Annotated in this window: 28 protein-coding genes; 23 read left to right on the top strand and 5 right to left on the bottom strand. The window is 47.0% G+C overall.

Features of this window, described 5'->3' with window-relative positions; genetic code table 11:
- The first annotated feature begins 162 nt into the window (after nt 1-162).
- The 22 genes from HMPREF0999_RS10790 (at nt 163) to HMPREF0999_RS10685 (ending at nt 19,830) form a co-directional block, all read left to right on the top strand.
- The gene (locus tag HMPREF0999_RS10790; protein WP_009275915.1) at nt 163-615 is read left to right on the top strand and encodes a hypothetical protein; all 453 of its coding nucleotides are present in this window, start codon (nt 163-165) and stop codon (nt 613-615) included.
- Nucleotide 616: 1 nt separating this feature from the next.
- Nucleotides 617-940, top strand: coding sequence for a DUF4134 family protein (locus tag HMPREF0999_RS10785; RefSeq protein WP_008669190.1), 324 nt, complete (start codon nt 617-619; stop codon nt 938-940).
- Between the two features lie 61 nt (nt 941-1,001).
- Nucleotides 1,002-1,379: a DUF4134 domain-containing protein gene (locus tag HMPREF0999_RS10780; protein ID WP_005836915.1), complete on the top strand. Its 378-nt coding sequence runs from the start codon at nt 1,002-1,004 to the stop codon at nt 1,377-1,379.
- A 13-nt stretch (nt 1,380-1,392) separates the two neighbouring features.
- A complete protein-coding gene (locus HMPREF0999_RS10775) occupies nt 1,393-1,686 on the top strand; it encodes a hypothetical protein (RefSeq protein ID WP_005836913.1) in 294 nt (97 codons plus the stop codon).
- A 110-nt stretch (nt 1,687-1,796) separates the two neighbouring features.
- Nucleotides 1,797-4,508, top strand: a complete 2,712-nt coding sequence (locus HMPREF0999_RS10770) for a helicase HerA domain-containing protein (RefSeq protein WP_008669193.1) — start codon at nt 1,797-1,799, stop codon at nt 4,506-4,508.
- Complete coding sequence (locus tag HMPREF0999_RS10765) at nt 4,508-5,146, top strand: hypothetical protein (RefSeq protein ID WP_005836910.1); 639 nt, start codon at nt 4,508-4,510, stop codon at nt 5,144-5,146. Before HMPREF0999_RS10770 ends, HMPREF0999_RS10765 begins: the two co-directional genes overlap by 1 nt.
- Before the next feature lie 4 nt (nt 5,147-5,150).
- Nucleotides 5,151-7,682 carry a hypothetical protein gene (locus tag HMPREF0999_RS10760; RefSeq protein ID WP_008669194.1) on the top strand — a complete coding sequence of 844 codons (2,532 nt, stop codon included), beginning with the start codon at nt 5,151-5,153 and terminating at the stop codon, nt 7,680-7,682.
- Nucleotides 7,679-8,404, top strand: a complete 726-nt coding sequence (locus HMPREF0999_RS10755; RefSeq protein ID WP_005836908.1) for a hypothetical protein — start codon at nt 7,679-7,681, stop codon at nt 8,402-8,404. Before HMPREF0999_RS10760 ends, HMPREF0999_RS10755 begins: the two co-directional genes overlap by 4 nt.
- Nucleotides 8,405-8,614: 210 nt before the next feature.
- On the top strand, nt 8,615-9,385 hold the full coding sequence (locus HMPREF0999_RS10750) for a DNA-methyltransferase (RefSeq protein WP_007761280.1): 771 nt from the start codon (nt 8,615-8,617) through the stop codon (nt 9,383-9,385).
- A gap of 69 nt (nt 9,386-9,454) precedes the next feature.
- Nucleotides 9,455-10,225 (top strand): DUF5045 domain-containing protein, encoded by a 771-nt coding sequence (locus HMPREF0999_RS10745; RefSeq protein ID WP_005836903.1) that lies wholly within the window; start codon nt 9,455-9,457, stop codon nt 10,223-10,225.
- Between the two features lie 14 nt (nt 10,226-10,239).
- Nucleotides 10,240-11,373, top strand: coding sequence for a hypothetical protein (locus tag HMPREF0999_RS10740; protein WP_004310177.1), 1,134 nt, complete (start codon nt 10,240-10,242; stop codon nt 11,371-11,373).
- Nucleotides 11,374-11,402: 29 nt separating this feature from the next.
- A complete protein-coding gene (locus HMPREF0999_RS10735) occupies nt 11,403-11,792 on the top strand; it encodes a hypothetical protein (protein ID WP_008669198.1) in 390 nt (129 codons plus the stop codon).
- A gap of 6 nt (nt 11,793-11,798) precedes the next feature.
- Nucleotides 11,799-12,413 carry a conjugative transposon protein TraK gene (gene traK, locus HMPREF0999_RS10730; RefSeq protein ID WP_007761289.1) on the top strand — a complete coding sequence of 205 codons (615 nt, stop codon included), beginning with the start codon at nt 11,799-11,801 and terminating at the stop codon, nt 12,411-12,413.
- Between the two features lie 12 nt (nt 12,414-12,425).
- A complete protein-coding gene (locus HMPREF0999_RS10725) occupies nt 12,426-12,800 on the top strand; it encodes a hypothetical protein (protein ID WP_005836877.1) in 375 nt (124 codons plus the stop codon).
- 10 nt (nt 12,801-12,810) lie between these two features.
- Entirely contained in the window at nt 12,811-13,293 is a 483-nt protein-coding gene (locus HMPREF0999_RS10720) for a DNA N-6-adenine-methyltransferase (protein WP_005836876.1), read from the top strand.
- A gap of 10 nt (nt 13,294-13,303) precedes the next feature.
- Entirely contained in the window at nt 13,304-14,446 is a 1,143-nt protein-coding gene (gene traM / locus HMPREF0999_RS10715) for a conjugative transposon protein TraM (protein WP_008669201.1), read from the top strand.
- Between the two features lie 12 nt (nt 14,447-14,458).
- Entirely contained in the window at nt 14,459-14,803 is a 345-nt protein-coding gene (locus HMPREF0999_RS10710) for a hypothetical protein (RefSeq protein ID WP_009275914.1), read from the top strand.
- A gap of 67 nt (nt 14,804-14,870) precedes the next feature.
- Nucleotides 14,871-15,701, top strand: a complete 831-nt coding sequence (traN, locus tag HMPREF0999_RS10705; RefSeq protein WP_085930341.1) for a conjugative transposon protein TraN — start codon at nt 14,871-14,873, stop codon at nt 15,699-15,701.
- A complete protein-coding gene (locus HMPREF0999_RS10700; protein WP_008669206.1) occupies nt 15,698-16,210 on the top strand; it encodes a hypothetical protein in 513 nt (170 codons plus the stop codon). Before traN ends, HMPREF0999_RS10700 begins: the two co-directional genes overlap by 4 nt.
- Nucleotides 16,211-16,232: 22 nt before the next feature.
- Nucleotides 16,233-16,889 carry a DUF1566 domain-containing protein gene (locus HMPREF0999_RS10695; protein WP_007761302.1) on the top strand — a complete coding sequence of 219 codons (657 nt, stop codon included), beginning with the start codon at nt 16,233-16,235 and terminating at the stop codon, nt 16,887-16,889.
- Between the two features lie 13 nt (nt 16,890-16,902).
- A complete protein-coding gene (locus HMPREF0999_RS10690) occupies nt 16,903-17,640 on the top strand; it encodes a DNA-directed RNA polymerase subunit alpha C-terminal domain-containing protein (protein ID WP_008669208.1) in 738 nt (245 codons plus the stop codon).
- Nucleotides 17,641-17,643: 3 nt separating this feature from the next.
- Entirely contained in the window at nt 17,644-19,830 is a 2,187-nt protein-coding gene (locus HMPREF0999_RS10685; RefSeq protein WP_008669209.1) for a type IV secretory system conjugative DNA transfer family protein, read from the top strand.
- 83 nt (nt 19,831-19,913) lie between these two features.
- On the opposite strand, the gene HMPREF0999_RS10680 is transcribed toward HMPREF0999_RS10685, so the two are convergent.
- The 4 genes from HMPREF0999_RS10680 to HMPREF0999_RS10660 form a co-directional block, all read right to left on the bottom strand.
- The gene (locus HMPREF0999_RS10680; protein WP_005836863.1) at nt 19,914-20,288 is read right to left on the bottom strand and encodes a hypothetical protein; all 375 of its coding nucleotides are present in this window, start codon (nt 20,286-20,288) and stop codon (nt 19,914-19,916) included.
- 34 nt (nt 20,289-20,322) lie between these two features.
- Nucleotides 20,323-20,595 (bottom strand): hypothetical protein, encoded by a 273-nt coding sequence (locus HMPREF0999_RS10675; protein WP_005836862.1) that lies wholly within the window; start codon nt 20,593-20,595, stop codon nt 20,323-20,325.
- A 15-nt stretch (nt 20,596-20,610) separates the two neighbouring features.
- Complete coding sequence (locus tag HMPREF0999_RS10670) at nt 20,611-20,886, bottom strand: hypothetical protein (protein ID WP_007761308.1); 276 nt, start codon at nt 20,884-20,886, stop codon at nt 20,611-20,613.
- A gap of 492 nt (nt 20,887-21,378) precedes the next feature.
- Entirely contained in the window at nt 21,379-23,118 is a 1,740-nt protein-coding gene (locus HMPREF0999_RS10660; protein ID WP_008669212.1) for a ParB/RepB/Spo0J family partition protein, read from the bottom strand.
- A gap of 553 nt (nt 23,119-23,671) precedes the next feature.
- On the opposite strand from HMPREF0999_RS10660, the gene HMPREF0999_RS10650 reads away from it, so the two are divergent.
- Entirely contained in the window at nt 23,672-24,991 is a 1,320-nt protein-coding gene (locus HMPREF0999_RS10650) for an ATP-binding protein (RefSeq protein ID WP_008669215.1), read from the top strand.
- Between the two features lie 69 nt (nt 24,992-25,060).
- On the opposite strand, the gene HMPREF0999_RS10645 is transcribed toward HMPREF0999_RS10650, so the two are convergent.
- Nucleotides 25,061-25,315 (bottom strand): hypothetical protein, encoded by a 255-nt coding sequence (locus HMPREF0999_RS10645; protein WP_008669217.1) that lies wholly within the window; start codon nt 25,313-25,315, stop codon nt 25,061-25,063.
- Nucleotides 25,316-25,321 lie beyond the last annotated feature (6 nt).

Raw genomic sequence — 25,321 nt, 5'->3', positions numbered from 1 at the left:
TAAAATCGTATTTGAATATGATTTTGTAATATGATTTTTGCATTTTGAGAAAATATCATATTAAAATAATATGTTTTGTAGCCAATAATTTTATCTTTAAACTTATCCATTCTTATTTTGCAGCCACAATCAAATATAATAAATCATATTACATAAAAAGATATGAAATCATATTTTATTTTCACCATTGTCCTGACAGTTGCCTATCTCGTCTATTATGCGGTTATCATCGTGCAGGACCTTTATGAAAAAAAAGGAAATGGTAAGCCGGAAGAAGAGGTATTTGACCTCGGTGCGCCGGAAGATGAACAGAGTGTGTCCGTGACGGAGAGCGATACGGGATTCAATGTGGGTAATGAGAAGTATGAAACAGATGTTGCCCCTACCGCTTCACCTACACCACAGGAGACGGAAACCGCAGAGAATAATGGCGAGATAGCCGTGGCGGAGAAGCTGAAACGGCTGAAAGCCCAAGCGGAGGAACAGATGGAAGAAACCGAGACCTACCTGTCGGACGCATACACGGCAGACGAACTGTACAAAGCGATGCTTGCCAAAGGAAAGACGGACAACCGTCCGGAACTGGTATGGAAACCTCTCAAAGACCGATTGTAAAATGTCGAAAGCAAAAAAAATATTATGTGCACTGTGCTTTGTCCCTTATGCGGTATTCGCCAAAAGCGGCAGCGTAAACTACAGTTGGGGTGCAGACGCACTTGCAACGATGCACGACTTCGTGGTGACGATGATGCTGTACGTGCTGTACATCTGCTACGCTGTCGCCTCGGTTTTCGTAGTCGTTGCCGCGCTCCAAATCTATATCAAAATGAACACAGGCGAGGACGGTGTGGTGAAGTCTATCGTATCACTTGTCGGTGCGTGCCTCTTCATCATTGGAGCTTCAATCGTGTTCCCCACTTTCTTCGGCTACCGCATATAGGTGGCTGACAGGAGTGTAAAACCAATTCAAAAATAGAAGTACCACAAAAAATGTAATAAATATGTTTCAGAAATTCAAAAGAATGTGCCGAAAGGCAAAGAAAACTATCATGCAAGTTTCCACCAAAGTAAAAATGTTAATCATTGCCCTGTTAGGAGGCATACCTGCTATGGCTCAAAGTACGGCAGGCGATTACTCAGCCGGTACGACAGCTCTATCAACCGTAGCCGAGGAAATCGTGAAATACGTTCCTGTGATGGTCAAACTCTGCTATGCCATTGCTGGTGTTGTGGCCATCATCGGAGCCATTTCGGTGTATATCGCCATGAACAACGAGGAACAGGATGTCAAGAAGAAGATTATGATGGTGGTTGGGGCGTGCCTTTTCCTGATTGCGGCAGCCCAAGCATTACCTCTATTCTTCGGAATTAACGCATAAACAGCCAGGAGGAATGACTAATAACGGACGTTATCCGGATTACCCGCTGTTCAAAGGACTGCAACGGCCTTTGGAACTGATGGGATTACAAGGTCGCTACATCTATTGGGCGGCAGGCGTAGCTGGTGGGGCCATTGTGGGCTTCATCGCCGCTTACTGTCTTATGGGCTTTGTGGCCGGACTGGTCGTATTGGCAACTGTCTTATCTGCGGGAATCGTGCTTATCATCCTCAAACAGCGAAAGGGGCTGCACAGTAAAAATGTAAAACGTGGAGTGTATGTGTATGCCTATTCGCACAAAGTATGACTATAAGAAAAACCATCACGGCAATGTGTGTGGCTGATTGATTGTTGAACGCGGGCGGGTCCGTCTCCAGCCGAGGCAGACCTGCCCCTATTTAATGAACGAATATCGGAATGACCCTATATATCATTTTATTTTTCATCGCCCTATGTACGGGTATGGCCTTGTCAGTCTATACGTTCGGTACGGGCGGCAAGCGCAAGCATATCTTTCAGAATATCTATTTTTCTGTGGAAGATACAGACGGTGTGGGTGTGCTGTACACCAAGACGGGCGAATATTCCGCCGTCTTGAAAATCGAAAATCCGGTACAGAAGTATTCAGCGGACATTGACAGCTATTACGACTTCACGCATCTATTCTCTGCCCTTGCGCAGACACTGGGCGAAGGGTATGCCTTGCACAAACAGGACATCTTCGTAAGGAAACAGTTCGCGAACGAGCCGGAGCATAATCAAGAATTTCTCTCGGCATCGTACTTCCGTTATTTTAATGGGCGTCCGTACACGGACAGCCTTTGCTATCTGACTATCACACAGGAAGCCAAGAAGAGCCGTCTTTTCTCTTACGATAGCAAGAAATGGCGCGATTTCCTCGTGAAAATTTATAAGGTTCGAGACCTACTACGCGACAGCGGTGTACAAGTGAAATTCCTGAACAAAGCCGAGGCAAGCGAATATGTGGACCGTTACTTTGCGATGAACTTCGAAGACCGTATGGTCTCGATGACGAATGTCAAGGCTGACGACGAAACGGTATCTATGGGTGACAAACGCTGTAAGGTGTACAGCCTCGTGGACGTGGACTGCGCCGCGCTCCCCTCGCTGATACGTCCCTATACCAATATCGAGGTGAATAATACCGAGATGCCAGTGGATCTTGTCTCGGTGGTGGATAATATTCCGAACGCAGAAACGGTGGTGTACAACCAAATTATTTTCCTGCCCAGCCAGAAGCGGGAACTGGCATTACTCGATAAAAAGAAGAACCGGCATGCAAGCATCCCCAATCCGAGTAACCAAATGGCCGTAGAGGACATCAAACAGGTACAGGACGTAATAGCCCGTGAAAGCAAACTGCTCGTGTACACGCACTTCAACATGGTGGTGGGCGTGCCTGCGGACACCGACCTTCAAAAATGCACGAATCACTTGGAAAACGCTTTTGGGCGCATGGGCATACACATCAGTAAGCGTGCATACAACCAACTGGAACTGTTCGTCAGTTCGTTTCCGGGCAACTGTTACAGCCTGAACGAGGAATATGACCGTTTTCTGACCCTCTCCGACGCTGCGGTATGCCTGATGTACAAAGAACGGGTGCAGCATAGTGAGGAAACACCGCTAAAAGTTTATTACACTGACCGCCAAGGTGTTCCGGTAGCTATCGACATCACGGGAAAAGAGGGAAAGAACAAGCTGACCGACAACTCGAATTTTTTCTGCCTGGGGCCTTCGGGCAGCGGAAAGAGTTTCCACATGAATTCCGTCGTGCGCCAGTTGCATGAACAGGGGACGGACGTGGTAATGGTCGATACGGGTAACTCATACGAGGGGCTATGCGAGTATTTCGGCGGCAAGTATATCAGCTATACCGAGGAACGGCCCATCACGATGAATCCGTTCCGCATCAATCGGGAAGAGATGAACGTAGAAAAAACGGGATTCCTGAAAAACCTCGTCTTGCTTATCTGGAAAGGTACGCAGGGAACGGTCACAAAGACGGAAGACCGTCTGATAGAGCACGTCATCACGGAATATTACGACGCCTACTTCAACGGTTTCGAGAGCTTCACACCCCAACAGCGTGAGGACTTGCGTAAGAGCCTCGTTATTGATGACCGCAACAGCAGTGAGAAGCGGCACGAAAGCGAACGGGAACGCGCGGCCCGCATCGAGGGTATCATTGACGAGATAGAGGGTCGGCGCAAGGAACTGAAAGTGGAAGAACTGTCATTCAACTCTTTCTATGAATATTCCGTGCAGCGCATCCCGGATATCTGTGAGGAGAACCGTATCACGGGCATCGACCTCTCGACATACCGCTATATGATGAAGGACTTTTATTTGGGCGGCAACCACGAAAAAACGCTGAACGAAAACATGGACAGCTCGCTGTTCGACGAGACGTTCGTGGTCTTCGAAATCGACAGTATAAAAGATGACCCGCTGCTTTTTCCTTTGGTCACGCTGATTATCATGGATGTTTTCTTACAGAAAATGCGCATCAAAAAGAACCGCAAAGTCCTTGTCATCGAGGAAGCGTGGAAAGCCATCGCCAGCCCGCTGATGGCGGAATACATCAAATTTATGTACAAAACGGCACGTAAATTCTGGGCCAGTGTAGGTGTGGTGACACAGGAGATACAGGACATCATCGGCAGCGAAATCGTGAAAGAGGCCATCATCAACAACTCGGATGTGGTGATGCTGCTTGACCAAAGCAAATTCAAGGAACGTTTCGACACCATCAAGGCGATTCTTGGCCTAACGGACGTGGACTGTAAGAAAATTTTCACCATCAACCGCCTCGAAAACAAGGAAGGACGCAGCTTCTTCCGCGAGGTATTTATCCGCCGGGGCACGACCAGCGGTGTTTATGGCGTGGAGGAACCGCACGAGTGCTACATGACCTACACGACTGAACGGGCAGAGAAAGAGGCTCTGAAACTTTACAAGCGCGAGCTACAATGCAGCCACCAAAAGGCTATCGAGGCATATTGCCGTGACTGGGATGCCAGCGGTATCGGCAAGGCATTGCCGTTTGCACAGAAAGTTAATGAAGCGGGACGTGTACTGAACTTAACCACTAAAATAACATCATAATGAAAACGAAAAGGATTTTAATCACCCTGTCACTGGACTACGGAATAAATATGATGGGGTTTGAAAGCAGCTTGACGCGCGAACAAATTTCTGTCAATAATCCGGAACTCACTGTTTTGTCCCTCCGGGAGTTTTGTATGCTATCCAAGGAGAACCTGCTCCGTATGGATGACATGACACCGGACAAGGTAGCTGCCATCGAACGGCTATTGGCGGAGTATTCCCTTCGGTTGGGTATGTCCGATGTAGAACTGGAAACGTACTTGAACCGATATTATGAAGAAAACCCCAAAGAAAAGGAGTTTTACGATATGTGCGACAGGCTGTGTAGCAGCAAACCTGCCTTCGATGAAAACGGATTTCGTGAAGAACTATTCCGGGAACTGAACAGCAGTCCGATGAGTGAAAAAAGACTGAGTGACTTAGGATGGCTACGCTATCAGACCGTGCGCGAAACTTATCTAAACCAGCCTTTCTTCTTGAGATGGTTCGGCTCCCAAGAAGCCCGGATCAAAAGGGCCATCAAGGATACTACCATCATACATGATATGTTCTGCCGACTTGTCACGGAGAATTGTATCGAATCTGAGCGGTGGTATTTCAATCACAAGGAACCGGAATACATAAAAGAGGTCTGAAACGATGAAACGGCTGTTTATCTTTTGGGTTATCCTATTGCCTGCCCTGACACAGCACGTTCACGCACAATATTACAGCGTGAACTATGACGCACGTACCGTGGCGGCCATGGCCGCCGCATTCGGCACGGAGGTAGTGGCTGAAAGCTACTACCGCGAGCAGGTGGATGATATTCTGAAACACTATACGGCGGCAGAGGTGGCAGCAGCAGGGATATTTTCTTCCAAATTTTTGGAACACAAGGCTCTGTCCGACCTTGGCATCTGGTGCAGCAGCACGGAAAATTACTACTATCGTCGAATTTACCATATGGTGGCGGAGAAAATCATGCCGAAAATATGGGTGGTAGCGAAACTGATGCTACGCTCACCACAAACAGCCATCCACTGGGGCAGTTACCTGATGAAAGTCTGCGATGATACGAAGAGCCTGTGTATGCAGTTCGAAAGCGTTGTGACCAACAGCACACTGACGTTCTCGGACATCGCTTTTCTGGAAATTGACCACGACATCGCCAGTTTGCTGAACCTCGCAGAACTGGGCGGTACCGATTGGCAACGGATGTTGGACAACTTGGCCAAAGTGCCGGGCAATTTCACCATCGAGAACTTGAAAGGCGATATCGACAACCTTTATAACATGGGCGTAGGGCTGGCAACATCTGGTATGGAGAACCTCGGTGACGCTCTACTGCAAAGCAGTGCGTTCCATGACCTGTTGGGCGGCAAAGCCAATGAAATCGGCAACCTGTATGAACACTACGGTACTCTCTTCGAGCAGGCGGAACATGACATCGGTAGTCTGCTAATCGACATGGTGGGCGGTCAGGACAGCGTGGCCGCATTGTTCAATTTCAGCAACTACGACCTCACATCGTGGATGACCGACTACATGGACAATGCAGTCGGGAACTATTACACGCAACGGTGGTATATCGCACGGCGTGAGCAAGGAAGCATTTCTCTATGCGACTACTACCCACCGACAGACGACAACAGCATATTGAACGGGGGCGCATGGACACGCTTTAATACGAGCGATCCGGGATTTTACCCGAACGCTTCGCAACGGGAGCAGGCCCTTGCCAACTCAGAACAGTATGCCGGATGGTCAAGAAGCCGAGTACAACAGCTCAACAACAGCAACGACGGTTACACCTATACTATCAATACCCGACAACAGGCCTACATCATCAGCAAAGGCAACAAGCAAACCAAGAAGGCATACGCCTATGAGATACATGTGACACAGAGCTGGAACCGGACGGAGGTAGTCTATGAGGATGTCTTCGATTCCTATTCGATGGATCTGAACACGTTCAAAGCGCAGCTCAATGCCCGCCTCTCGGAGTTCAATGACAACGAGGAAGGCTATGTCTATTACATAGCATCCGATGCACGGAACTATTATCAGGCGACGGACGCCGCAAAATTGCAGGGATGTGAAAGCGTGACCATCAGTGTAACCTGTTCAGACGGGGCGACGCTGGGACAAGGCTCGACACAATACAAGTGCCGTAAGTGTGGCGGCTCACTGGATGCCCACTCCAAAGAGTGCGTCATGCAGACCTCGGTAACGGAGAACGAACTGGACCTTTCAGAACTGGACGCACTGATACGGGAAGCGGACAATCAGGTTGCCGTTCTTCAATCTCAGATTAGTGCCTTGAAAAAGGAAAACGCCGACCTTCTGAAAAAAATTGCCGAGGCGAGCGTGGAAGACGCAGCAGCTTACCGGCAACAATATAACTCCAACCGGACACGTATCGAGGAACTGAAAAGCGAACTTGCCGAGTGGCAACAAAAGCAGAAGGAGTACGCAGATGCGAAGCAGGAAGCGGAAGCTGAGAACGATGTGCCGACAGATGATTACTACCGCCTACCGGCCATCATGCAGGATTGTAAGACAGCCTACAGCCTCACTTGGCAGGACGGAGGTACATGGAGCGGCTATACGTTCGTCCGTAAGGCGACGATGCCGAACATCAATGGTATCATTACGTTCCGTGCGACTATTTCTATCGCACGGAAGCCGAAATACTTTCTGGGTATCAAAATCCACCGTGCCATCATCCAAATCAGTTGGGAATTGACTTCGGCATACACAGACACGCACGTTGCCGATGTACTGACACTCGATCCGAACCTGCCGAACGAGGAAAAGACTAAAATCGTGAATAATCGCATATCGGAAATTGCACGGGAATATCCCAACTGTAAAATCACTACCGAGTATGCCCGTACAGAACCTATGGAAGAAGTACCGAACAGCGACGTGTACCACCTGCTTTGGTCAAGTGACCGCCTCGAAATCGCACGAGAAGTGGATTCACGTATCACGAAAATATACGCCGACCTCGTATCCTTGGAGAAGATGATGCACTACAAGCGGAACATCATCGACGTACTGAAGGATGTGCTACCGGAACTCGATACGGACGAGGGTCGTAGGCTGACGCTCGTGGAAGAGTGCCATGACCGCTGGGTAGAAAACGCACGGACATCCCGAAGTGGCAGAAAGGAGGTACGGCCATGAAACGCACTATGCTGATAGCCATCACGTTGCTTGCGCTACTACCCGATGTAGCCAAGGGTCAATGGACATTCGATATCATGTCGGTGGAAGCGTACATCAACGACCACAAGAAACAACGCAGCCTGTTATTGGCCCGAAGCACACTGGAATACAGCAACCAACTGCTGCACGAGTACAGCCGTGAGGAGACGGGCAAATACAAGGAAGTGAATATCGACCTTGACCGCTATACCCGTGCCTTTGATGTCATCGACGTGATGTACCAGTCCCTACGGACGGTGCTGAACGTGAAGGATACCTACAGTTCGGTAAGTGACCGTATCGGTGACTATAAGACCATGCTGGAGGCTTTCCATGAGAAAATCCTGAAACATGGGAACATCGAGCCGTCAGACGCACTGATACTGACTATCAATGAAAAGGCAATACGGGACATCGCCAACGAGGGAGAACACCTCTATAAGTCGGTGAGCGACCTCGTGCTGTATGCCACGGGCGCAGCGGCCTGCTCGACCAGCGACCTGCTGATGGTACTGGAGTCCGTGAACAAGTCGCTGGACAGTATTGAGCAACACTTGAACCGGGCATACATCGAGACATGGAGATACATACAGGTACGTATCGGCTACTGGAAATCGAAGATTTACCGGGAACGTACCAAACGGGAAATTATTGACGGTGCTTTCGGACGGTGGCGCAATGCGGGACGACTGGATTATTGACGGTAAAAGAGGAAGGAGGTAAATAATGCCACAAGTTAGATTATGACTTCTATGCACCGAAATTGCTAAGGAATATCTTAAAACGCAGGAAAAGCGTTTCGTCCTGGATGTTCGGAGAAGTACAAACAGAGAAAGAAACTTTAAGTACAAACAAGTCTATCCGGCCTATAACCAAGAGGCAAATGGACATTTGGATTAATAAAAGATGTAATGAAAAAGATCGTTTTTGCAAAAGACATTACGCTATATAAAGCCGATTGCCTTGAAGTAATGCCTCTTCTCCCAGAATCAAGTATTGATTTAGTTCTATGCGACCCACCTTTTGGAATTACAGCTTCGCAATGGGATAAGATAATACCATTCTCGAAAATGTGGGAGGAGATTAGAAGGGTGAGAAAGGATAATGCACCTACGGCTTTATTTGGCAGCGAACCGTTCAGCAGCCTTTTACGCTGTGGCAATTTAGCCGAATTTAAATATGACTGGGTATGGGAAAAGTCAAAAGCAAGCAATTTCCTTCTTGCTAAAAAGCAACCTCTAAAAGCGCATGAGCTAATCAGTATCTTTTGTAACGGCAGAACTCCTTATTATCCAATCATGGAAGAAGGTGAGCCTTATGAAAATCGTACAAAGAGAGGGAGTAACTGGACAGGAGTAAACAAGGTACCAAATCCTACATTCAGAAATGAAAACAAAGGAACGAGATACCCACGAAGTGTGAAATATTTCAAAACTGCGGAATCAGAGGGCAAAACGATTCATGTTAATCAAAAGCCAGTCGCATTATTGAAATATCTGATAAAAACATACACGAAAGAGGGTGACACAGTCCTTGATTTTGCCTCTGGAAGCATGAGCACTGCAATCGCCTGTATTCATACGAATAGAAAATGTATTTGTATTGAAAAGGATGACATGCACTTCTCGCGGGGAGAGGAAAGGATTAGAAATGAATATAATATAAAAAGAAATGTGGAATAATCTCGGTGATTAACTGATTGAAGCACATTGAGTATTGAAAGATTAGTAACAAAATAACCGAAAGTAAATATGGACAGAATACTCTTACTCGTGACGGTTACAATAATTGCAACCACGGCGGCAAAGGCACAATCCGTGACCTATAACCACGATTCGCCGAAACAAAATCAAGTAACAGTAATGGAAACCGGTACGGGAGCACTCTCGCCCGACCTCTACTATTCCATACTGCACAACAAGTACAAAAAGTCGGCAGCAGCCAAGAACAAACTGTCGTTCCGCACACTGGCGGGCGTCAACCTGTACAACCAAACGGACGAAGCTGAAGCCATCGACTCGGCATTGGTGAGCCGGGCAAAGATAGAGGCCTTGAACGTGGCTGACCGTCAAGCGGACATCGCATGGCTCGCCGAAGGCGATAAGGTCAACGGACAGATGGTACGGTTCAAACGAAATATAGACCGCATCTTGCCTGTCGGGGGGACACCGGAGGATAAAGACAGATGGACGGAATATTACCATATCTACCAGTGCGCCATTGATGCAACGAAAGATGCCTATATGCCCAACGCACAGCGGAAAAAAGAGTATCTGCGCATCTATGAGGATATAACCCGACAGAACGAAATCCTTGTCGGCTACCTTGCCAAACGGCAGAATACTACGGTAACAAGTACGCTACTGAACGCTACCGCTGACCGTACTCTGGATAAGAAGAGTATTGTCCGCGATGCGGTGAGCCGGTGGCACGAATCGCGCTTTGCCGTGCGCGGCCCGCAATCGGGCAATAACACGGGCGACAGCGGTGACGGAGATGAAACAGTAAGCAAAGGGAACTGAAAAAACAAAAACGTATGGCAGACGGAAATATACTCTCGGATTTCGGTATCAATATCCTTGAAGAAGAGATAGACGATGTGATTTTTCAAACGAACGAGTTCCTGACTGATGCGACTTTTACCGGCTCGCAGGGACCGTTCTGGTGGATACTACAAATGTGCATGGCACTGGCTGCCCTGTTCGCTATTGTGATGGCAGCGGGAATGGCGTACAAGATGATGGTGAAACATGAGCCACTGGATGTACTGAAGCTGTTCCGTCCTTTGGCTGTTTCAATCATCCTCTGTTGGTGGTATCCGCCAGCAGACACGGGTATGGCTGGCAGTGGGAGTAGTTGGTGTTTTCTTGACTTCCTGTCTTACATCCCGAACTGCATCGGCTCGTACACGCATGACCTGTACGAGGCAGAAGCCACCCAAATAGCGGACAAATTCGAGGAAGTGCAGCAACTTATCCATGTACGTGACACGATGTACCAAAGTTTGCAAGCACAGGCAGATGTCGCTCACACGGGTACCTCAGACCCGAATCTGGTAGAAGCGACCATGGAACAAACCGGAGTGGACGAAGTGACGAAAATGGAGAAAGACGCAGCCGAACTGTGGTTTACCTCACTGACGGCAGGAGTCATCGTAGGTATCGATAAAATCATCATGCTTATCGCTCTGATTGTGTATCGTATCGGATGGTGGGCGACCATCTACTGCCAGCAAATCCTACTGGGCATGTTAACAATATTCGGACCTATACAATGGGCGTTCTCGCTGTTGCCCAAATGGGAAGGTGCATGGGCGAAGTGGCTTATAAGGTATCTGACAGTACATTTCTATGGTGCGATGCTCTACTTCGTCGGCTTCTATGTGCTACTGCTATTTGACATTGTATTGTGCATACAGGTAGAAAACCTGACGGCAATCACAGCAAGCGAACAGACGATGGCGGCCTACTTGCAAAACAGCTTCTTCTCCGCCGGCTACTTGATGGCGGCAAGTATCGTGGCACTGAAATGCCTAAACCTCGTGCCGGACTTGGCAGCATGGATGATACCTGAAGGTGACACGGCTTTCTCTACACGGAACTTTGGAGAAGGTGTGGCGCAGCAGGCAAAAATGACGGCTACGGGCGGTATCGGCTCGATGATGAGATAATGATAAACCTAATATTAAATATCCAAAAGATGAATGTACAACAGAAAATTGAAAAATGGTGCAGGAACGAGCGTTTCGTGCGCTATGCAAATGAACGCATAAGCGAAGAACTCGTTTATGCACCTAACCACCGAATTGATCCGGAATATGAAGAACTGGACGAAGCCGTTACATGGGACAACCGATATATCGTCCCTATGATGACTTACCTTACCTATCGTCTGCAACTGGTCAAATTGCAGAAAAATGCCAAGAATCGAAACCGCCGTATCTGGTGGATATTCGTGCATGTAATCATGCGGGAAGATTACACACAGCTCTTTGACGGGAAGTCCGAAAAATTTCTGACGGAGTTACAGGATACAGTCATGACAATGTTACATGACGAATACACACGATTGTCTAACAAGAAAAAATAAAGGTATATGGTCATCAAGCATTTGGAGAATAAAATCCGACTGGTGGGCATCATCTGCACTGCTTTTCTTGTAGGGTGTATCATCATCAGTGTGTCAAGTATCTGGACTGCCCGGACAATGGTGACGGACGCACAGAAAAAGGTGTATGTGCTGGACGGAAATGTACCTATACTCGTAACCCGCACGACGATGGACGAAACGCTGGACGTGGAAGCCAAGAGCCATGTAGAAATGTTCCACCATTACTTTTTTACTCTCGCACCGGACGACAAATACATCCGCTATACGATGGAAAAAGCGATGTACCTGGTCGATGAGACGGGACTGGCACAATACAATACCCTCAAGGAAAAGGGATTTTACTCCAACATATTGGGTACGAGCGCGGTGTTCTCGATTTTCTGTGACAGTATCTCCTTTGACAAAAAGAATATGGAGTTCACCTACTATGGTCGGCAGCGAATCGAACGTCGGAGTAATATCCTGATGCGCGAACTGGTTACGGCAGGGCAACTTAAACGTGTGCCGAGAACGGACAACAATCCGCATGGACTGCTCATAGTAAACTGGCGTACATTGCTGAACAAAGATATCGAGCAAAAAACAAAGAGTAACTATTAAATCACCAAAGATATGAATATCAAAGGATTCAAACGAATGTTGTTCGGCGAGAAGATGCCGGACAAAGATGACCCGCAGTACAAGGAACGCTACGAGCGAGAGGTGCAGGCCGGGCACAAATTCGCCAAGGCGACACGCATCGACCAAGCGGCGGCCAAGGTGCAGGGCTTTGCCAACGCGCACCGGACGTTGTTTCTGGTCATCGTCTTTACATTCGTCATCGGAGCTTTCGCATGGAACGCCTACCGCTTGGTAACTGTGTACAGGCACAGTCCGGCAAGTCGCACGGCAACGGAAATGCAGGATTCTGTACTTCGGGAACGGCACAAATTGTTGCAGGAAGTCGAAATAAGGGAACATAAAAACAGAGGGGACAAACCACAGTAAAAGAATGCTTATGAATACACGGTTTGAAAAATCAGTCCGTTCGTCAGACGAATGGTACACGCCAAAGGAGATACTGGACGCATTGGGCAAATTCGACCTTGACCCTTGCGCTCCTATCCGTCCGTTGTGGCCGACTGCCGAGGTCATGTATGACCAGAACATAGACGGGTTGTCCCAGATATGGGAAGGACGTGTGTGGCTCAATCCTCCCTATTCGCGTCCTCTTATCGAGCTATTCGTCCGGAAACTGGCAGAACATGGCAACGGCATTGCATTATTATTCAACCGTTGTGATTCCAAAATGTTTCAGGACGTCATCTTCCCAAAAGCAACGGGAATGAAATTCCTACGCCACCGCATCCGATTCTACCGACCAGACGGAACGCGAGGTGAATCTCCCGGTTGCGGTAGCCTCCTGTTAGCTTTCGGAGAAGACAACGCAGAGATACTGAGAAATTGTGCCATTGAAGGCAAGTATGTACAACTCAATTAAAAGATGTATAATGAAGATATTGGAGAAAATCAATTTTCGCCAGCCGAAATATATGCTTCCCGCCATCCTTTATTTCCCCCTGCTCGGCGCGTCTTATTTCATCTTCGACCTGTTTCAGACAGAAACGATAGAAATACAAGACAAGGCATTGCAGACGACGGAGTTCCTGAACCCCGAATTGCCGGGGGCACAGATCAAGGACGATGGCATAGGCAGCAAATACGAGAATATGGCGAAATCATGGGGTAAGATACAGGACTACTCCGCAGTAGATAACATAGACCGGGAAGAACCCGATAAAAACAAGGAAGAGTATGAATCGAAATACACGCAGGACGACATCGACCTGCTCACGGAAGAACAACAGGAAAAAGCTGCGGCAGCGGAAATTGCCTCTGCCAAGACACGAGAACAAGAAGCACTTGCCGAACTGGAAAAAGCACTCGCAGAGGCGAGACTGAGAGGGCAAAACGCGACTGTACCCCCGGCAGAAACGGACACGGCCAACATTGCTCCACCACAAGGAGCAACAGCCTCCGGAACCATCAACGAAGAGAGCCGGGCTGTGAAAACGCCATCTGCGGACGAACCGCCCAGCGAAGTGGTACGCAAGGTGAAGACAACCTCGGACTACTTTAACACACTGTCGAAGAATGTCCATGAACCGAAACTTATCCAAGCCATCATTGACGAGAACATCAAAGCGGTGGACGGCTCGCGCGTGAGGTTGCGCCTGCTTGACGATGTGGAGATTGGCGAGTGTGTGGTAGCAAGGGGAACGTACCTGTACGCTACAGTGAGCGGATTCTCATCCGGACGCGTGAAAGGTAATATCAGCAGCATCCTCGTGAATGACGAACTGGTGAAAGTGAGTCTGTCACTCTATGATACTGATGGCATGGAAGGGCTGTATGTACCCAACAGCCAATTCCGGGAAACGAGCAAGGATGTAGCAAGCGGGGCAATGTCGGGCAATATGAACATGAGTATGGGAAGTACAGGAAACAGCCTTGCACAATGGGGAATGCAGGCGGTGAACAATGCCTACCAGAAAACAAGCAATGCCATCAGCAAAGCTATCAAGAAAAACAAAGTCAAGCTGAAATACGGAACTTTCGTGTATTTGGTGAACGGACAGGAAAAAAGGAAATAAAACGATGATGACATGGAAACAGATTTATCAGAATATCACAAAGGTACGGATGGGCTTTATTATGCGGACTATATAGCCCCCAATAAAGCCGAGACATTTATCGGAAAACTTGTGAGTACCGAGTGGTGGCATCACAGAGGGCAGTTTGCCCTAATATGCAACTTTCGGACAGAAGACAGACGGAGGATTGCCTTATTCGCTTTTCAAAAACATACCGGTTTTTACGGACCAAGATACGGAAATGTGAATTTCAAAACAGTGGAGAAAGGCACTCTTTGGCAGTGTGAACTCCAAATGACCCGGACGGGGCGTTGTACATGGGTACGTGCCAAACAGGTAAAGAAAGAGGAGAAATAAGGGAAAAGAGGAAATAAACGGAATAAATATAATTAACAACATGGATATGAATTGGAAGAAAATCGCAATGTCATTTCTTCTGGCGGCAGGGCTGCCGCTGGCGCGGAACGCACAGGCGCAAACGACCTATGAGGAAATGGAACAACTGACGGTGAACGAACAGATAACAACCGTCATAACGGCATCGGAACCGGTGCGTTTCGTGGATATTTCCACTGACAAGGTGGCGGGTGATCAGCCCATTGACAACATCATCCGCCTAAAGCCCAAGGAAAGCGGACACGAGGATGGTGAAATACTCGCCATCGTCACCATTGTAACGGAACGGTACCGCACACAATACGCACTGATTTATACCACAAGGATGAAAGAGGCAGTAACGGATAAGGAGATACTGCTGCAAGAGCGTAATGCGTATAACAATCCGGCAGTCTCAATGTCCACTGCCGACATGACACATCATGCACGGCGCATCTGGAACTCACCTGCGAAAATCCGCAACGTAGCTACCAAAGCACACCGTATGGTGATGCGTCTGAACAATATCTACTCGGTGGGTAACTACTTCTTCATAGACTTTTCCATCGAGAACAAGACGAACATCCGTTTTGACATTGATGAGATACGGATAAAACTGACAGACAAGAAACTCGCCAAGGCAACCAACGCACAGACTATAGAACTGACACCTGCCTTGGTTCTGGAACCGGGCAAGACGTTCAGACACGGCTATCGGAATGTGATTGTCGTGAAAAAGATGACCTTTCCCAATGACAAGCTGCTGACCATCGAAATGACGGAGAAACAGATTAGTGGCCGTAACATCAGCCTGAACATCGACTATGAGGATATACTGGCGGCAGATTCGTTCCATGCAGATTTATTGGAGGAGGAATGACTATGAAAAAGACAATCATCCTGATAATTACCTGCGTGTGTGTCGCTGCAAGTGCGAATGCACAACAAGGTAGCGGACGCCTCTCACTTGGCACAGGGCTACTCTACAAGAACGGCATGGATATAACGCTCGCCTACGAACATGAAATGAACTACCGCCATGCGTGGGAGTTTTTCGTCAACGGCTACCTACAATGGGCAGAGTGCGGTTCGTGCGGTCATATCTGTCCGGAATCATTTTGGCGAAACTACCGCAGCTACGGTTTTGGCGTGGCCTACAAGCCGTGCATGACGCGGGGACGCAACTACTATGGCAGTCTGCGTATCGGAGCTTCAGCCGGAAGCGACACGAATAAATTCCTCGGCGGCCTGCACCTCGGTTATGAACACAACTATGTGCTACGGGCCGGATGGACACTGTATTGGCAAGTGAAAAGCGATGTGATGGTAAAAGGTGCGGACGTGCTGCGTGCAGGTGTCGTGCTGGGTGTGAAACTACCTATGAAATAGGGAAACAAAAAAAGAAAGCAATATGATACGAAAGATACATTTGGTGGCAGCGGCAACGGCTGCCGTGCTGTGCGCTGCCTGTGACACGCACATAGACGTACCCGATACAGCGGTCCGTCCAGGACATATCCTCTGCGAGGACGGAACGGCCTTGCCTTATGCACAATATGAACAATCGGGGAAAAAAGCGATAGCGGTTGTCTTCGATACCGGAAAACGCGGAGATACGGAGGGGGGCGGTTATGCAGTTTACCTGTGGGACATTGCTCCACAGGCATTCGCCGACAGCCTCGGCATCGCACAAGGCACATCGTCCGACATCATGGCTTATGATGGCAACGAGAATACATTCGCACTGTACGATACACGAGAAACGGCTTCGCCAATGGCAGAAGCGGTTTTCGACCTATGGCGGTACGGACAAAGTGCCTATGTACCGTCCGTGGCAGAGATGCGGCTGCTCTACACCATGAGAGAGATAGTCAACCCTGTCATCGAACAATGTGGCGGCGAGCCGTTACCGCTGGATGAAAACGACTGTTGGTACTGGACATCCACAGAGGTCGAAAAGCAACAGACAGCCAAGGCATGGCTCTATTCCATGGGGAGCGGCGCAATGCAAGAAACACCTAAAGTACAGGCGCACAGAGTACGCCCTATAATTACCATAAACGAATAAAGGATAGAAAGATATGAAAGATACGGATATACTTTTCAGCATAGCGTTGATGATATTGGGAATTGTCCTCATGTATAAGTCCATGAAAGGTAATTCATGCCGGCAAAGACTGGCAAAACTCGCAGATTCCATAGCATCGGATAAAGAAAATATTAATTTTCAAATTAAAAGGTTCGGCTACCTTTTGGACGAAATGGCTGCCGATAATGAAAAAAATTCAATACTGAAGTGTCATGCCGACAGACTGGAGGAACTTGTCACGCAATTGGACCACACACGAAACGAACTTGAAATAAGCAATCTGTCAATGGCGGATATTAATGAAGAATTGAAAAGAAGTAATGCCGAACTTGTAAAGAGAGCAACCCAGTTACGCAATGAGATACAGCAAGACGAGCTTGCCATCCAAAAGATACAAGAACGCCTTGATTCTCTCAAAAGAATCAAAGTGGGACTTGAAATAGCCTTGAATAACATTCAAGCAGAAGAAGTACACTATCTCTCGGAACCGGTATTCAGTTTGGGTATTACCCCATCCATCAAAAGCCATCTTGAATCTCATGGAATATTATATATCGGAGACCTGATTCATCTTAACGAGCAATATCTCATGGAAATATGGGGTGTCGGTCCGGTAACACTCGAAAAGATAAAAACAAAACTGAATGAGAATGGTGCATGGTTCGGTATGGATGTAATCAGAGTAGGCAATCATTGGTATCGTATAAAACAAGGATCAATAACAGACTGACTTATGGAAGAAAGTAAGGAATTGCAAGGGTTCTATAAGATATTCCGCACAGTGGTATATGTGTCCGTACTGCTGGAGTTCTTTGAATATGCCATTGACCCTGCAATGCTCGACCACTGGGGCGGCATACTGACCGACATTCACGGACGCATCAAACAATGGATGATTTACCACGACGGCAATCTTGTGTACAGCAAAATTGCGACGGTACTGCTTATCTGCATCACTTGTGTCGGAACGCGGAACAAGAAGCATCTGGAGTTCAACGCACGCCGGCAGGTGGTGTATCCATTGACGAGCGGGTTGTTGCTGCTCGTAATCTCCGTATGGATGTTCGGCCATACGATGGGAACAAGGCTTTATACCTTACCTTTGAATATCATTCTCTATATGATTGCCTCCATTGCTGGCGTAGTACTGGTACATATTGCATTAGACAACATTTCGAAGTTCATCAAGGAGGGACTGATGAAAGACCGTTTCAACTTCGAGAATGAAAGTTTTGAACAATGTGAGGAAAAAGTCGAGAATGAATACAGCGTAAATATCCCCATGCGGTACTACTATAAGGGTAAATTCCGCAAGGGATGGATTTCTGTAAGTAACTGCTTCAGAGGAACATGGGTAGTTGGAACACCGGGGTCGGGCAAGACTTTCAGTATCATAGAGCCGTTTATCCGACAGCATTCGGCCAAAGGTTTCGCCATGGTGGTGTATGACTACAAGTTTCCGACATTGGCGACCAAGCTCTACTACCATTATAAGAGGAACGAGAAACTGGGCAGAGTACCCAAAGGGTGTAAGTTCAACATGATTAATTTTGTGGATGTGGAGTACAGCCGTCGGGTGAATCCAATTCAGGCAAAGTACATCAACAACCTCGCGGCGGCCAGCGAAACGGCGGAAACATTATTGGAAAGCCTACAAAAGGGTAAGAAAGAGGGCGGCGGCGGAAGCGACCAGTTCTTCCAAACCTCGGCGGTAAACTTCCTTGCCGCCTGTATATACTTTTTCGTGAATTATGAGCGTGAACCCTACGATGCCAACGGCAAGCCTCTATATGCGGAAAGACAGCAAGATCCGCAGACCAAATTCTGGAAACCGACAGGTATCGTGCGTGACCGTGAAGGCGGCAATATCGTGGAACCTGCCTACTGGCTGGGAAAGTATTCGGACATGCCACATATTCTGTCATTCTTGAATGAAAGTTATCAGACGATTTTCGAGGTACTGGAAACTGACAATGAGGTTGCTCCGCTACTTGGCCCGTTCCAGACAGCTTTCAAAAATAAGGCAATGGAGCAACTGGAGGGTATGATTGGCACGTTACGTGTTTATACCTCGCGTCTGGCAACCAAAGAGAGCTACTGGATATTCCACCGGGATGGCGATGACTTCGACCTGAAGGTGAGTGACCCGAAGAATCCGAGTTACCTGCTGATTGCAAATGACCCGGAAATGGAGTCCATCATCGGCGCATTGAACGCTCTTATCCTAAACCGCCTCGTTACCCGTGTGAATACCGGGCAGGGGAAAAATATTCCCGTGAGTATTATAGTGGACGAGTTACCGACACTCTACTTTCACAAAATAGACCGTCTGATAGGTACGGCGCGAAGCAATAAGGTGAGTGTAACGCTCGGCTTTCAGGAACTACCGCAACTGGAAGCCGATTATGGTAAGGTAGGTATGCAAAAAATCATTACGACGGTAGGCAATGTGGTAAGCGGCTCGGCACGTGCCAAAGAAACGCTGGAATGGTTGTCCAATGACATCTTCGGCAAGGTGGTACAGGTCAAAAAAGGCGTGACCATTGACCGGGACAAAACAAGTATCAATCTCAATGAAAATATGGATAACCTTGTGCCTGCCTCGAAAATCTCGGATATGGCAACCGGATGGATATGCGGTCAGACGGCACGGGATTTTGTGAAGACGAAAACAGGTATGGGCGGTTCAATGAATATTCAAGAATCGGAAGAGTTCAAGACTACAAAGTTCTTCTGTAAAACAGATTTTGATATGGCAGCAATCAAGAAAGAGGAAGCGGCGTATGTGCCGCTGCCGAAGTTCTACACCTTCAAGTCGAGAGAGGAACGGGAACGCATCCTATACAAAAACTTTGTACAAGTAGGACAAGATGTGAAAGAGATGATAAAGGACGTTCAGAACAAGCGTAACGCGAAATAAAAATCCGGCTGTCTGATATAAGAAGAACAAAAACCGCCAGTACAATCGTACTGACGGTTTACTACTAATCTTCTTCCGGTTTATCAGGAGAACTGCCCGCTTAATAATTTGGTGAGTTGCTGATGGCAAATTTTTTCGTATTCCTCTTTGTCAGTACCGCATTCAATTGCCCTGTCAATGACATCCCCTAACTCGTTGAAACAAACTTCTTCATTGACACACTCTACATCTTTGTCTTTCAACAGATATACCTCATAATAATCTGACCCATTAAGTGCAATAATAACGTATCCGGCGTGTAACAGTCCGTTTACTTTGATACGAAGTGCAGGCAGCTCTTTGAAGATGGTGGCTGCAAACTCTGAGATACCCCATGACATGAGGACGGGCATAGGGGTAAGTCCTATTAACTGCTCTTTAATGGTCTGTGCTATTTGCATTACATACTCTTTTTCCATAACTGTGCTATTTTTAAGATGATTATTGTTTTTTTTATTCGAACCATTCCGGGTTGTCCTTTTTCAGTTCGGCAACCAGTTCTACGTCTGTAAGTCGTAAGTTTGCCATATCGGTAAAGAAGAAAACCTCGTTATAGATTCTTTCGGCTTCCTTGCTTGCGAAGCCTTCATTTTCATCGTTGAAACTACCGGGCTGAAGGGCATCGAGCAAGGTAGTCGAGCCGATAAGGAGTTCTTCACCCTCGTTGGATTCCACCACACGGCAAGGATAGTTATTGCCGCCAAATTGTACTTCTTGTGTTTTCATACGCTTGTTATTTTATTATTTTAATGGGATATGCTTTCCGTTTGTCTTGAGGTATTCCATAAGACACTTTGCTTCTTCATGTGATGCACGATTGCGGTCATCATAGAGACGTGTCTCGTCCGCCATCACAATGATGCACTCCTTAAACAACCTATAGAGGCTCTGTTGCAGTGTGGGGTGCATATCAGGTATAGCGGCTGCAAAACGCTTGGGATTGAAACTAAAACTATTCACTGCCATTTCCCATTCTTTGGCAAGTTTGTACTCTTTGCTTTCTTTGATGTTGTCCATTGTCGTGAAATTTTAATGATTTATTTTTCTTCCCTCTGTTCGGTTCTATATTCTGTCTGAACCGCTTGGGATTTACAGATGCTTTACAGGACTGACGAACAAGCTACTTCCAACGCTTTTTTTGGAAAATTACTCTTTCGCAGAAAGGAAGAATTTTATAAAAATGCACTTCAAAGCGATGGAATCAAGCGCGGCAGTCCACCTTCGCGTCTGGAAAACCAACCGGCGAGGACAGGAATGGACCGGATAAGGAATAAGATAAAAAGGAAGAAACTGATAGGTATAAATGGAGACGGGTGGCGGCGGGGCATCGGGAGGTAGCTATAAATGGAATAGAAAAGGCATAATCGCGCGGATGGCGGGTTTGCCCGACAGACGCGCCGCCCGACAACAGCTTGGAGCAGTTGTCCGTGAACATCTTCACTTTCATTGAATTAGGAACGAATAGAGGACAGATTACTCTACCCCCTATTCGTTAGTTAGTGATTATGGTTAAGCTGCAATATCTTCCTCTTGTGGCTGTTCTTCGGTCTGCATCCCTACTTCGGATTGCTGTTTGTCAGATTGCTCCGCTTCCTGCTTTGCTTGTTCCTGCACCAAAAGAACGGCTTTTTTCTCTTCGATACGTTGGTGACGCTTCTCATACACTTCATTATGTCCGTTCTTGATGTCTGCCAACAGGTCGGGCATATGTTTTTGTGCGAAGTCAAGCAAGAGGGATGCAATGGCATTGCTGCCGTATGCGTTCTTGAAATTAGCAATTAGAAAATCCCTGCGGATAATCGCTTTCTGCTTGCTCGTGAGGTTGGCGATGATGTTTATCTTTTCTTCATCCGTAAGGTGGCAATAAGGCTTTTTTTCTCCGATACCTACTGCTTCAAAATGCTCCTTGCGGAGGGATGATAACAAGAAGAAATAAATCATCTTATCCTCGTCTTGCCCAAACTTGCACTCGGACATATCAACTTCCAAAATCTGTTTTTTGGTGTCCTCTACAGTCTTTTCAAGAACAATTTCCTTGTTACGCTTGTCTTGTTTCTCCAATTTCTCCATTGGAGAAAGTGTCTGCTCTTGATTTGTACTATTAGAGGCATAGGTAACTTTGGTCATATAACAAAGTACAATATCCTTGCTCTCAACACGGAAATAGAGGGTAATTTCACCTGCTTCACATCGGGTACGGATTTCCTCGCATTTCTCCGTGTAATCGTTCAACTCCTGCTCGTACTCGCTCTGTGCCTGCTCGTATTCTTCGGCAGTATCGTAATCCTCTTTTAAGGGTGCTTCGGGCTGTTCGGGATATGCTTTCGCATAACAATTAAGACGTTCCACTTCGTACCCCATAGCAGTAAGGCGTTCTACTACGATTTCGTTGTAGTTAGTATTTTCACGACAGAGGGGAACATCGGGACGTTCTTCCATAAGGCGCACGGCTTTCTCTGTGAGGTATGCCGCATTCATTTCAGCAAGGCAAGTACGATTGGCGCAATTTCCACAACCACCTTCGCAGAACAGCACCATATTATTTGTATTGTGGGGACAGGACAGACAGAGGGTCTTGTCAAATGCGTACCGCTCCAAATCGGTGGTATATTGCCGTTCGATGTTCCGTGCGACTTCGGTAGCTTTCATCCCTCGCCAACTATGATGCAGTGCATCTTCTTTGAGGTGTTTGTCGTACACATCTTTCTGAACATCTTCACCGTAACGACAGATTTCGCTCGCTACGCTGATTGTGATTTCGTCCTGCTCCAAAAGCTGTGCGATTTCGGGAATTAGGGAAACGAATTTAAGGCGTGTACGGATATAGTTCTCGTTCTTGCCGAACTGCACTGCCAAAGACTGCACATCATGGCGACCACTATCTATGAGCTTTTGGTAGGCATTGGCTTCCTCAATCGGGGTGACATCCTTACGTTGGAGGTTTTCAGTGACAGCCATTTCTTCGGCTACCTCGTCTGAAATTTCCATAACGATAGCTGGAATTTCTTCCAATTCTGCCATTAGGGAGGCTCGGTATCGACGTTCTCCAAAAACAATCTCAAAACGGTTGTCTTCTATCGGGCGTACTCCTATTGGCTGTAACACACCCTGCTGACGAATACTTTCGGAAAGTTCCACAAGGCTCGCTTCGTCAAAATTCTTGCGTGGATTGTAATTACTCGGTTGCATGTTTGCCAATGCTACCATTGTGATGTTTTTCTCTACTGATTGAATTGCTGTTGCTTCCATAATCATAAAAATTTAATTGGTTTAATATTTGATTTTTTATTTTCCCTTTGTTCGGTTCTTTTTTCTGCCTGAACCGCTTGGGATTTACAGATGCTTTACAAGGACTGACGAATAAGCGATTTCCGACGCTTTTTCCGGAAAATTACTCTTTCGCAGAAAGGAAGAATTTTATAGGAAATGCACTTCAAAGCGACGGAATCAAGCGCGGCAGTCCACCTTTGCGTCTGGAAAACCAACCGGCGATGGCAGGAATGGACCGGATGAGTGGCATTAAAAGAATATAGAAAAGGAAGAATACGCCGAAAGGCGGATAGTAAAACCGATGGGACTATAAAGGGATGATAAACGATACAACGGGACAAGCGGAAGGGCGTAAGACCAGACGGTGTAAAACAGGAATGGAGCTTACCAGACAAAAATCCTTTGAGCCATTTTACTAAATAAATCTGTATCAATTGCCTGTTTTACCGGAAATTTGCATTACTTTTGCTGTAGCGAAACAGCCGTTTCGGAAACGACTGTTTCGGAAATAACAATAAAAAAGGATAAAAATATGAGATTTTTTGACAGAACAGAAGAAATAGCCTCTCTTCGCAAGATTCGCGAAATGGCCCAAGACAATGCTCAGTTTACAGTAGTAACGGGACGTCGCCGTATCGGTAAGACATCACTCGTGTGGAAGGCATACGAGGACGAACCGATTCTCTATTTCTTTGTTGCCCGGAAAGCCGAGGGCGATTTGTGTGAGGACTACCGGCTTGAAATAGAGAACAAGTTAGGTGTTCCCACCATGGGACGGGCCGAGCATTTCACCGATGTATTCGAGTTCCTGATGAAACTTTCGGCGGAACGTCCCATCACGCTCTTTATCGACGAGTTCCAGGAGTTTTTCCGTGTGAGCAAATCGGTGTTCAGCGATATGCAGCGCATCTGGGACCTATACAGCCCGAAGTCCCACATCAACCTGATTGTCTGTGGTTCGATTTATTCCATGATGACAAAGATATTCAAGGATAAGAAAGAGCCGTTGTATAATCGGCAGTCGCGCTTTATGACTGTTCGTCCGTTTACTCCAACTGTTCTGAAAGATATTCTTTCGGAATACAACCCCGGTTACACGGCGGAAGATCTGCTGGCCTTGTACGCTTTCACGGGCGGTGTGGCAAAGTATGTACAACTACTCGTGGATGCAGGAGCAACAACTAAAACGGCTATGCTCGACCAGATTATAAAGGCCGACTCCATATTTCTGGGGGAGGGTAAAGCGATTCTTATCGAAGAGTTCGGCAAGGATTACGGAATCTATTTTTCCATACTGTCGGCCATTGCACGAGGAAAAACATCCCGTTCGGAAATTGAGAACGTGGTAGGCAAGGAAATCGGCGGCTATCTTACCAAGCTGGAGAAAGAATACGAAATCATATCGAAGAAACAACCGTTGTTCGAGAAGAGTTCCGCCAAGAATGTCCGGTATATCATCGAGGACAATTTCTTCACGTTCTGGTTCCGCTTTATCTACAAGTACAGCTATATGCTGGAGATAGAGAACTATGGGAGTGTGAAGATGATTATAGGCCGGGATTATGAAACTTTCAGCGGCCTGATGCTTGAACGTTACTTTAAGCGTGTGCTGATAGAACAGCAAGCCTATACGCGCATCGGTGGCTGGTGGGACCGAAAGGGTGAGAACGAAATAGACATAGTAGCTGAAAACGAACTGGACGATACAGCGACATTTTTCGAAGTCAAACGCAAGGCCGAAAATATCGACATGGAAAAACTGGAAGCGAAAGCAGCCGCTTTCATGCGTGCAACGGGAGAGTTCAAAGGTTATACCCTGTCATACAAAGGGCTGTCAATGAATGATATGTAGCAACACATATCAGTATAACATACTAACAAAGGCCACAGACTTAAAAGAACGGGAAGCGAGGAACATACCTCACTTCTCGTTTTTTTCCAAATACTCCTTCATCGCCTCATTTACAATATCTCTCAATGACATATTCTTCTCAATAGCAAGGAATTTCATACGCGTATGAACACTCTTGTCAATAACAAAATTGCAATGTACAGCAGGCTCTTTTTCTGTCTTAACCGGTGTAGTTTCCTTCTTTTGCGGAGATTTCTTCGTGGATGACAGCAATCCGTCCAGTCCGCTTTTCATGCTGTCTTTCAATAAATCACTCTTGCCCATATTGCC

This window comes from Parabacteroides sp. D25, assembly GCF_000307475.1.
Taxonomy (GTDB): Bacteria; Bacteroidota; Bacteroidia; order Bacteroidales; family Tannerellaceae; genus Parabacteroides; species Parabacteroides distasonis.
Note: the sequence above shows the minus strand (reverse complement) of the source record. Positions and strands in the feature narration are given on the sequence as shown.

Excerpts from the sequence above, each read along its gene's own strand:
- HMPREF0999_RS10790 (WP_009275915.1), top strand. The coding sequence starts at position 163 with ATGAAATCATATTTTATTTTCACCATTGTCCTGACAGTTGCCTATCTC.
- HMPREF0999_RS10785 (WP_008669190.1), top strand. The coding sequence starts at position 617 with ATGTCGAAAGCAAAAAAAATATTATGTGCACTGTGCTTTGTCCCTTAT.
- HMPREF0999_RS10780 (WP_005836915.1), top strand. The coding sequence starts at position 1,002 with ATGTTTCAGAAATTCAAAAGAATGTGCCGAAAGGCAAAGAAAACTATC.
- HMPREF0999_RS10775 (WP_005836913.1), top strand. The coding sequence starts at position 1,393 with ATGACTAATAACGGACGTTATCCGGATTACCCGCTGTTCAAAGGACTG.
- HMPREF0999_RS10770 (WP_008669193.1), top strand. The coding sequence starts at position 1,797 with ATGACCCTATATATCATTTTATTTTTCATCGCCCTATGTACGGGTATG.
- HMPREF0999_RS10765 (WP_005836910.1), top strand. The coding sequence starts at position 4,508 with ATGAAAACGAAAAGGATTTTAATCACCCTGTCACTGGACTACGGAATA.
- HMPREF0999_RS10760 (WP_008669194.1), top strand. The coding sequence starts at position 5,151 with ATGAAACGGCTGTTTATCTTTTGGGTTATCCTATTGCCTGCCCTGACA.
- HMPREF0999_RS10755 (WP_005836908.1), top strand. The coding sequence starts at position 7,679 with ATGAAACGCACTATGCTGATAGCCATCACGTTGCTTGCGCTACTACCC.
- HMPREF0999_RS10750 (WP_007761280.1), top strand. The coding sequence starts at position 8,615 with ATGAAAAAGATCGTTTTTGCAAAAGACATTACGCTATATAAAGCCGAT.
- HMPREF0999_RS10745 (WP_005836903.1), top strand. The coding sequence starts at position 9,455 with ATGGACAGAATACTCTTACTCGTGACGGTTACAATAATTGCAACCACG.
- HMPREF0999_RS10740 (WP_004310177.1), top strand. The coding sequence starts at position 10,240 with ATGGCAGACGGAAATATACTCTCGGATTTCGGTATCAATATCCTTGAA.
- HMPREF0999_RS10735 (WP_008669198.1), top strand. The coding sequence starts at position 11,403 with ATGAATGTACAACAGAAAATTGAAAAATGGTGCAGGAACGAGCGTTTC.
- traK (WP_007761289.1), top strand. The coding sequence starts at position 11,799 with ATGGTCATCAAGCATTTGGAGAATAAAATCCGACTGGTGGGCATCATC.
- HMPREF0999_RS10725 (WP_005836877.1), top strand. The coding sequence starts at position 12,426 with ATGAATATCAAAGGATTCAAACGAATGTTGTTCGGCGAGAAGATGCCG.
- HMPREF0999_RS10720 (WP_005836876.1), top strand. The coding sequence starts at position 12,811 with ATGAATACACGGTTTGAAAAATCAGTCCGTTCGTCAGACGAATGGTAC.
- traM (WP_008669201.1), top strand. The coding sequence starts at position 13,304 with ATGAAGATATTGGAGAAAATCAATTTTCGCCAGCCGAAATATATGCTT.
- HMPREF0999_RS10710 (WP_009275914.1), top strand. The coding sequence starts at position 14,459 with ATGGAAACAGATTTATCAGAATATCACAAAGGTACGGATGGGCTTTAT.
- traN (WP_085930341.1), top strand. The coding sequence starts at position 14,871 with ATGTCATTTCTTCTGGCGGCAGGGCTGCCGCTGGCGCGGAACGCACAG.
- HMPREF0999_RS10700 (WP_008669206.1), top strand. The coding sequence starts at position 15,698 with ATGACTATGAAAAAGACAATCATCCTGATAATTACCTGCGTGTGTGTC.
- HMPREF0999_RS10695 (WP_007761302.1), top strand. The coding sequence starts at position 16,233 with ATGATACGAAAGATACATTTGGTGGCAGCGGCAACGGCTGCCGTGCTG.
- HMPREF0999_RS10690 (WP_008669208.1), top strand. The coding sequence starts at position 16,903 with ATGAAAGATACGGATATACTTTTCAGCATAGCGTTGATGATATTGGGA.
- HMPREF0999_RS10685 (WP_008669209.1), top strand. The coding sequence starts at position 17,644 with ATGGAAGAAAGTAAGGAATTGCAAGGGTTCTATAAGATATTCCGCACA.
- HMPREF0999_RS10680 (WP_005836863.1), bottom strand. The coding sequence starts at position 20,288 with ATGGAAAAAGAGTATGTAATGCAAATAGCACAGACCATTAAAGAGCAG.
- HMPREF0999_RS10675 (WP_005836862.1), bottom strand. The coding sequence starts at position 20,595 with ATGAAAACACAAGAAGTACAATTTGGCGGCAATAACTATCCTTGCCGT.
- HMPREF0999_RS10670 (WP_007761308.1), bottom strand. The coding sequence starts at position 20,886 with ATGGACAACATCAAAGAAAGCAAAGAGTACAAACTTGCCAAAGAATGG.
- HMPREF0999_RS10660 (WP_008669212.1), bottom strand. The coding sequence starts at position 23,118 with ATGGAAGCAACAGCAATTCAATCAGTAGAGAAAAACATCACAATGGTA.
- HMPREF0999_RS10650 (WP_008669215.1), top strand. The coding sequence starts at position 23,672 with ATGAGATTTTTTGACAGAACAGAAGAAATAGCCTCTCTTCGCAAGATT.
- HMPREF0999_RS10645 (WP_008669217.1), bottom strand. The coding sequence starts at position 25,315 with ATGGGCAAGAGTGATTTATTGAAAGACAGCATGAAAAGCGGACTGGAC.